At 58.5% G+C, this 7,047-nt stretch carries 3 protein-coding genes; 2 read left to right on the top strand and 1 reads right to left on the bottom strand.

All coding sequences use genetic code 11. The annotated features are described in order from the left end of the window. Both AC1DSG_RS24885 and AC1DSG_RS24880 read left to right on the top strand, forming a co-directional pair. On the top strand, positions 1 to 1,059 hold a 1,059-nt coding region (locus AC1DSG_RS24885; RefSeq protein ID WP_477793273.1), incomplete at its 5' end, for a polyamine ABC transporter substrate-binding protein. 151 nt (positions 1,060 to 1,210) lie between these two features. Continuing rightward, the gene (locus AC1DSG_RS24880) at positions 1,211 to 5,752 is read left to right on the top strand and encodes a dermonecrotic toxin domain-containing protein (RefSeq protein ID WP_477793272.1); all 4,542 of its coding nucleotides are present in this window, start codon (positions 1,211 to 1,213) and stop codon (positions 5,750 to 5,752) included. A 5-nt stretch (positions 5,753 to 5,757) separates the two neighbouring features. On the opposite strand, the gene pdxR is transcribed toward AC1DSG_RS24880, so the two are convergent. Further along, the coding region (gene pdxR, locus AC1DSG_RS24875) for a MocR-like pyridoxine biosynthesis transcription factor PdxR (RefSeq protein ID WP_477793271.1) at positions 5,758 to 7,047 on the bottom strand (1,290 nt) is incomplete at its 5' end.

Raw genomic sequence — 7,047 nt, 5'->3', positions numbered from 1 at the left:
ACGGTGCTCAGTGGCGCCGTTCACGCTGAAGAGCGAACGTTGCGCGTCTACAACTGGTTCGACTACATCACCCCAAAAGCGCTGGAAGACTTCAAGGCGCAGAACACTCAGACCAAATTGGTCTATGACATTTTCGACACTAACGAAGCGCTGGAGGCGAAGCTCCTGACCGGCAACTCCGGCTACGATGTGGTGGTGCCGTCCAATGTGTTCCTCGCCAAGCAGATCGAAGCCGGAGTGTTCCAGCCGCTGGACCGCAGCAAGCTGCCGAACTGGAACCACCTCGATCCTAAGCTGATGAAGCTGATCGAAGCCAACGACCCGGGCAACAAATTCGCTGTGCCTTACATGTACGGCACCATTCTGATCGGCTTCAACCCGGACAAGGTCAAAGCCGCGTTGGGTGACAACGCCCCGGTGGACAGCTGGGACCTGATCTTCAAGGAAGAGAACATCAGCAAGCTCAAGCAGTGCGGCGTTGCCCTGCTCGATTCGCCGTCGGAGATCCTGCCGCTGGCCCTGCAACACCTCGGCCTGGACCCCAACAGCAAGAAGCCGGCGGACTACGACAAGGCTGAGGCCCTGCTGATGAAGATTCGTCCGTACATCACTTACTTCCATTCGTCGAAGTACATGGCGGACATCGCCAACGGTGACATCTGCGTCGCAGTCGGGTACTCCGGCAGCTTCTCCCAGGCCGCCAATCGCGCAAAGGAAGCCAAGAACGGCGTGATCGTCGACATGCGCTTGCCCAAAGAAGGCGCGCCGATCTGGTTCGACATGCTCGCGATCCCTAAAGGCGCGAAGAACCCGGAAGACGCCTACACCTTCATCAACTACTTGCTGCAACCCCAAGTGATCGCACCAGTCAGTGACTTCGTCGGCTATCCAAACCCGAACAAGGACGCCACGGAACTGGTCGACCCGGCGATCCGCAACAACCCGAACCTGTACCCGACCGAAACGGCGATGAGCACGCTTTACACCCTGCAACCACTGCCGCGCGATGCCGAACGTGCGCGCACGCGAGCCTGGACCAAGATCAAGTCAGGCACCTGAAAACGTGAACTGGAAGACCCGCCAATGAGCGCGGGTCTTTTTTTTGCCCGCGATAACTATCTACCACCTTTGGCCTTCGACAGCCCTCTACCTTGCCCTGATGCAGCGCGGCCCCGTGGCCAGCGTTCTTATCGGCACAAAGGAAATGGCCATGCCCGACACCTCGTCCACCCGTTCCGAAGATGTATTGACCCAACTGGTCACTGGCCCCTCGCTCAGGGAAGTGGCGTCGAACGCACTGCGCACGGCGCTCGACAGCGCCTACCCGAGCCTGGGTATCGATCCTGTAAAGGCCATGGTCGTGACGCCGACCTGGACCCTCACCGAGAGCCAGGTCACGCCCGGCCCACGCCGGTTCGAATCGTTGACCGATGTGTTGGTGCGGCTCACGCTGTCGGCACAGACCGCAACCTATATTGACGGGGAACACTTCCTGACCCTGCAACCGGGGGCGGAGCCTGCGATCCAGTTGCCGGTCAAGATCGACGACATAGGCCGGTTGATCAACCAACTGATCCCGATGCTGTTCGTGTGCTGCCAAGAGCAGCAACTGGACTACTGGAACCAGCCGACAGAAGGCGAAACACCCCGCTGGCATCAACTCTCGGGCTCACTGCACAACCTCTGGAACATCGAGCAGGTTTCAGGCTGGGATGAGGATCAAAAGGCCATGGCACTGTCCTTGTTCAACAACCCGGATAAAGCCTCCCGACAGCGCAACGCCCCCTACACATCAAGGGCCTGCCTGATCGACATCGATGCACCGGACCAGCATCTGTGGGTGCTGGATGTGGCTGTGCTGGTGGGTACGCTGGGCAAGCGCACACTGGTGATCAGCCACTCGATCACAGAAGGCTTCAAGCGATACGACTCGCTCGAATCATTCGGCGAATCGCTGACTGCACGCGTTGTATCCACGTCGGGTTCGCATGCTTTGCGATGGCGTTTGTATGAACCCACCAGCGATTTTTTCGACCATCAAGCCACTGCGCTGATTGCGCTCGAAGTCGCGGCGATCGGCCAGCTTCTAGACTCCGGTACGAAAGGCGGTCTTGCCCGCCGAGCCATCGACGCTGCCACAAACCGCAAGGACTCTGACGAAGGGCGCTTCAACCGGATCGAACGCTTGCTGCCCGATTGGCTGCTCACTGCGCAACCGGCGGACCTGACCTGCTACAGCCGACACTTGATGGACCTGGCGCAGCTTCGCGAGCAGCAGGCGGGGCAATCCTTTCTGGATGACATTCCACCGCTCCCGGCATTTACGCTGCAAGCACTGAAAGACCAAGTGCTGAAAGATCACCCGGAAGCGACGGATGCCAAGCTCGAAATGATCGAACTCAGCATCACCAGCCCCGTGATTCTGGGCGCCATTGCCGTACCGGGTAAAACCGAAACCGTCACACTGTCGCTCATCGACCTGGCCCTGCAAAATCTGATTGCCGTGCCGTTGGGCAACAAGACCGTTCACCGCACCGACGGCCGCGCCGTTGAGACCTGGATGACACCGGCCTACCTGGAAAAGCTGGTCACCGAGGTCAACATCGGTGAAACCTATCCCGCGCTGATCAAGCAGAAACTGCTCGGTGACGCGAAGGAAACACAACGCCGGCAAAACCTGTTCGCCAGCCACCTGCGCATCCAGCTGCCACTTCAGACGCTGCAGCACAAAATTCGTGGCGAGGCTGGTATCGACGATCAGGGCTACCGCTACATGGTCGCGGCGATGCAGGAAAAGCCCACCGAGCGTTTTGTCGACGGCCAGGAAATCATCATTCGTCCGCTCGCGTTCATTCCCGGGGGGCGCACAAGCAACAAGGCCGACGAGGTTTCCAACATGTTCATCATCGGGCCACGTCTCGCTGACAAGGGGCCGTGCCTGCTTTTTCGTCCGCTGCTAGATCCGCCGCTGTTGCAATATCCCCGCGAAACCAACTTGCTGTATGCGATCAAACATCACCAGTCGCTTCGCCAATCGGTGCTGGCCTGGTTGCCGGACAAGGTGCGTTTCAACTACTCACAGTACGTGTTTCCCGGCCAGTTGCCGTCGGTCTGGACACTGTCGCAGTGGCTGGTCGATCCCACGTCTGCACTCGGCATGATGGGCGCCGTTACGCTAGCGGCAACACCTCTGGCGCAACCCGCACTGTCGACACTGTTCACCGCCAATGCCAACGCGATGATTACCTTGGCAGACCGGCAATCGGTTTCCAACGCTCAAAGTCGTTGGGAGACCCTCAAGCACGGCGCCTGGCTGCTGTTCGACATTGCACTGCCGTTTCTGGGGGGACCGGCTGCCAGTGCGGCCTGGATCCTGCAAATCATGGACGACCTGAATGAGGCAAATGAAGCCAATGAAAAAGGTGACAGTGAACGCACATGGACGGCACTGACCGATCTGTTCGTGTCGTTGGGCATGGTGTTGGCCCACTACGCGGCAACGCGCCACACAGCAAGCCGCGCCGTTGAAAAGGAGCCTTTGACGCTGGAGCAACAGCCCACGCCGAGACCGACAGTCACCGTGACCCGGCTACCCGACATGACCGATCAACTCTTGCCATCCAATCACGAGACCAGCTTATACACCCATGGCGCGCTTGCCCGTACGAGCCTGGGGACATTGCTGGACGGGCTGGCCATTGCAAAACCTGAACGCCTGGCAAGCCCCTCGACCGATGTCGGCCCCCATCGTTTTTTGAGCCCGCTCAACGAAAAATGGTATGCCCAGGTTGGCCAACGCTGGTTCGAAGTCATGGTCAACGACAACGAGTTCGTGCAAATCATTGACAGTCGTCAGTCCCCACCGGGGACTGGGCCGCTGCTGACCCATTCCGCATCAGGACAATGGGTCGTCGACACACGCCTGAGATTGCGTGGCGGCGGTCGCAGCCGAAAAGAACTGGTGCGGGAAAATGCACGACGCAAAGAAGAACTGCGAATGCAGCTGGAGACCTTCGATGCGAACAAGATCACGCTGAAAACCGCACTCGAAACTGCCGAAAAAGCAGCTATCGCATCGGGCATTGATGATCCCAATGGTCGCAGACTGATCGAAACGCTGGATAACCACGTGGCCGTTTATGGCGTCTACATTGAACAGCTCAAAGCATTCAACGTGCTTGAGTCCATCATCAACTACCGCGCTGTTTTGGTCAGTTGCCTGGATCAACAGCTATTGCTGACGGAGAAGTGGTTCAACCGGCAAAACGCTGTGTTTGGCACCTGCATGCTTCGCTCGTTGGCCCTGTTTGACGGAGAGCCGAACGAATCCACTCAAACACGACGCCAGATTCATCAACAGACCAGCGACCTGACCCAAGGGTTTATCGACAAAATCGAGTTTGCCCAGGCGCGGATCGACGAGTTGAAACGACTGGGCAGAGAAGCCGCCGAAATCGCCAGGGAATACACGCAAGGACTGCCAAGCCTTGACCTGCACGACTTGAAGCTGTTTCAGATCAGCCTCGCTCAAGAGCTGTGTCTTAATGACACCGGCACAGTCGCCACCGAGGCTGGTCATCAGGCGCTGGTGACCCTCGTCGAAGATGTGGGCCTCACCATCCAGTCGTCGCTGGACCTCGCAAAGGATAATCCCCTGTCGCTACCCGAACGGATTGAAGGATTCAGCGATCTGGTGGAGCAGTTCGCAACCATCGACCAACGTATTCTCGACTTGCCCGACGAGTACCCCGGGCAGCTGCTGCAACCGTCACTGGACCTGATGCGTCAGCGTATCGAAGCGTTCAACGAGCGCGCCGTGAATCACCTGTCGGGGTTGCTGCATGAGCGCAAGACCCTCGAACCGGCTCCGGGACCCTCGCGACCAGTAACGGCTCCTCATCGCCTCATCAAAACGCGTTTCAAAGGCGCCGTTGTCGGCAAGTCCCGAACACGCGCGAACCCCACCGACACTGATCTGGTCGACGTGACCTCCCCACTCACCGGGAAGGTGATCGCGACATTCCATGAGAAAACACCCGGCGTCTGGGTTGAACATGTGCCGGTCAAAACGGCTGTACCCGCTACGAGCCGTGCGACGCTGGCCGCCAGTCTTCGAACCGGTGAGGCGTTGCTGACGCAACTGGAGTCATTCACCCGACGTACCGAGGCGCACTCAAAGGGAGAGCGACGTGTTCCGTTGGAAATCGAGGAGATGTTTCATCAGCAAGCCCGCCGGATGGAAGCGGCTGCCGACGCCATCGAGCAAGCCCTGACAGACAGCAACGCCACTGAAGGCGGCCCGGGATCGGCTGCCATCACGATCAAAAAACTAAACGATGAGGCGGCCGTACTTTACAAAAAGGGTACCGATGTTCGCGTCGACATGACCAAACGACAACCCCCCACCGCGGGTCGGGTTGAATGGCTGCATTCCAAAGGCCTGGTGGCCATTCACAGGATTGGGCGACCACTGCCGCAGCATCAGCGCTTGAAAGGACCGCGCAAGGACTATATGGATGAGTACGAAATTCGAGAACATGGAACCCGAAAAATACTCTGGTATGCGCACTTTCATTACCCGGCCTCCGACACACCAAGACCGGCCTTCTCCGCCGCGCATTTGAAGACTGTCGAACAACGTGGCTTGGGAGGTGCCTACGAAAAACACGTCAGCTTGAACGCACTTCAGTCCATTGCCATTTATCGCGCTGAAATCAATCAGCGAATGGCCGCTGCGTTGTTCTTCGTATAGCCAAATCAACGCCATGCTTTTTCCAGACGCCCGAGTGCAGATCTGATCGCCGCCTCGGGCACCGCCGCAAAACCAAGGACCAGCCCGGAACGCTGGTCCAGCGGTGTCTGCGAGTCCGRCAACCAATAGCTGCTAAGCGCGTTGATTTCGACATCAACGCTGGCGGCTTTTTCCACCAGTTCGCGCTCGCGGATTTGGGAGTCGACGGACACCGTCAGATGCAACCCCGCCGCGACACTCGGCAGACTGCCGATACCGGGAATATCCTTGGGCCAACCGGCCAGCAATGTGTTACGCCGACTCAGGGCCGCACGACGCATGCGGCGGATATGCCGCTGGAAATGCCCGGCAGCCATGAACTCGGCCATCACGGCTTGTGTGCTCACTTCGGAATGCCGGACGTCCACTGCTCGGCGCTGAGAAAATGCCTGAACCAATGCCGGCGGTAATACCAGATACCCCAGACGCAGCGCCGGGAAGGCGACTTTGCCAAAGGTCCCAACGTACAAAACCCGCCCCTGCCGGTCGAGTGCCGCCAAAGGGGCCAATGGCGCGCCGCTGTAGCGGTATTCGCCATCATAGTCATCCTCGACAATCCAGCCTTGGGTGCGTTCGGCCCAGGCCAGCAATTCCAGACGCCGTGCCAGGCTCATCACCACCCCGGTCGGGTATTGATGCGAGGGCGTGACATACGCCAGCCGGCAATCCTTGAGCGCGGCCAATTCCCGGCTGTCGATACCCTCGCTGTCCACCGCCACGCCGTGCAAATGAGCCCCCGCCACGGCAAACGCATGGCCTGCCGCCCGGTACCCCGGATTCTCAATCGCCACCCCGTCGCCCGGCTCCACCAGTAGCTGTGCACAAAGGCTAATCCCCTGCTGCGCGCCACTGGTGATCACTATTTGTTCAGCCGTGCATTGCATGCCGCGAGAACTGCGCAAATACGCGGCAATCATTCCACGTAGACGTTCATCACCCGCTGGATCGCCGTAACACAGTTGCTGTAAATCCGGTTTACGCCAGAAAGCCGCATTCAGCTTGGCCCAAACCTCGAAAGGAAACAGATCAAATGCCGGAACCCCGACTCGAAATGCTCGGGGTGGCCCACTCGGCGGCAAGGCCAAATGGTTCTTTTCAACGCGTCCCAAGGCACCGCTGTGGATAACTTTACTGGATGTAATAACAGGTAAATCTAGCCAATTTGTGGATAAGGTTGTGGGTAACCCTGTTGACAACCCTGTGGATACTTTTGTGGATAATTTTTTTGCTGGTATCGCGGTTTGAGGCAATTGCGC

This window comes from Pseudomonas sp. P5_A12, from assembly GCF_056400685.1.
This window is presented reverse-complemented; position numbering and strand designations above follow the sequence as displayed.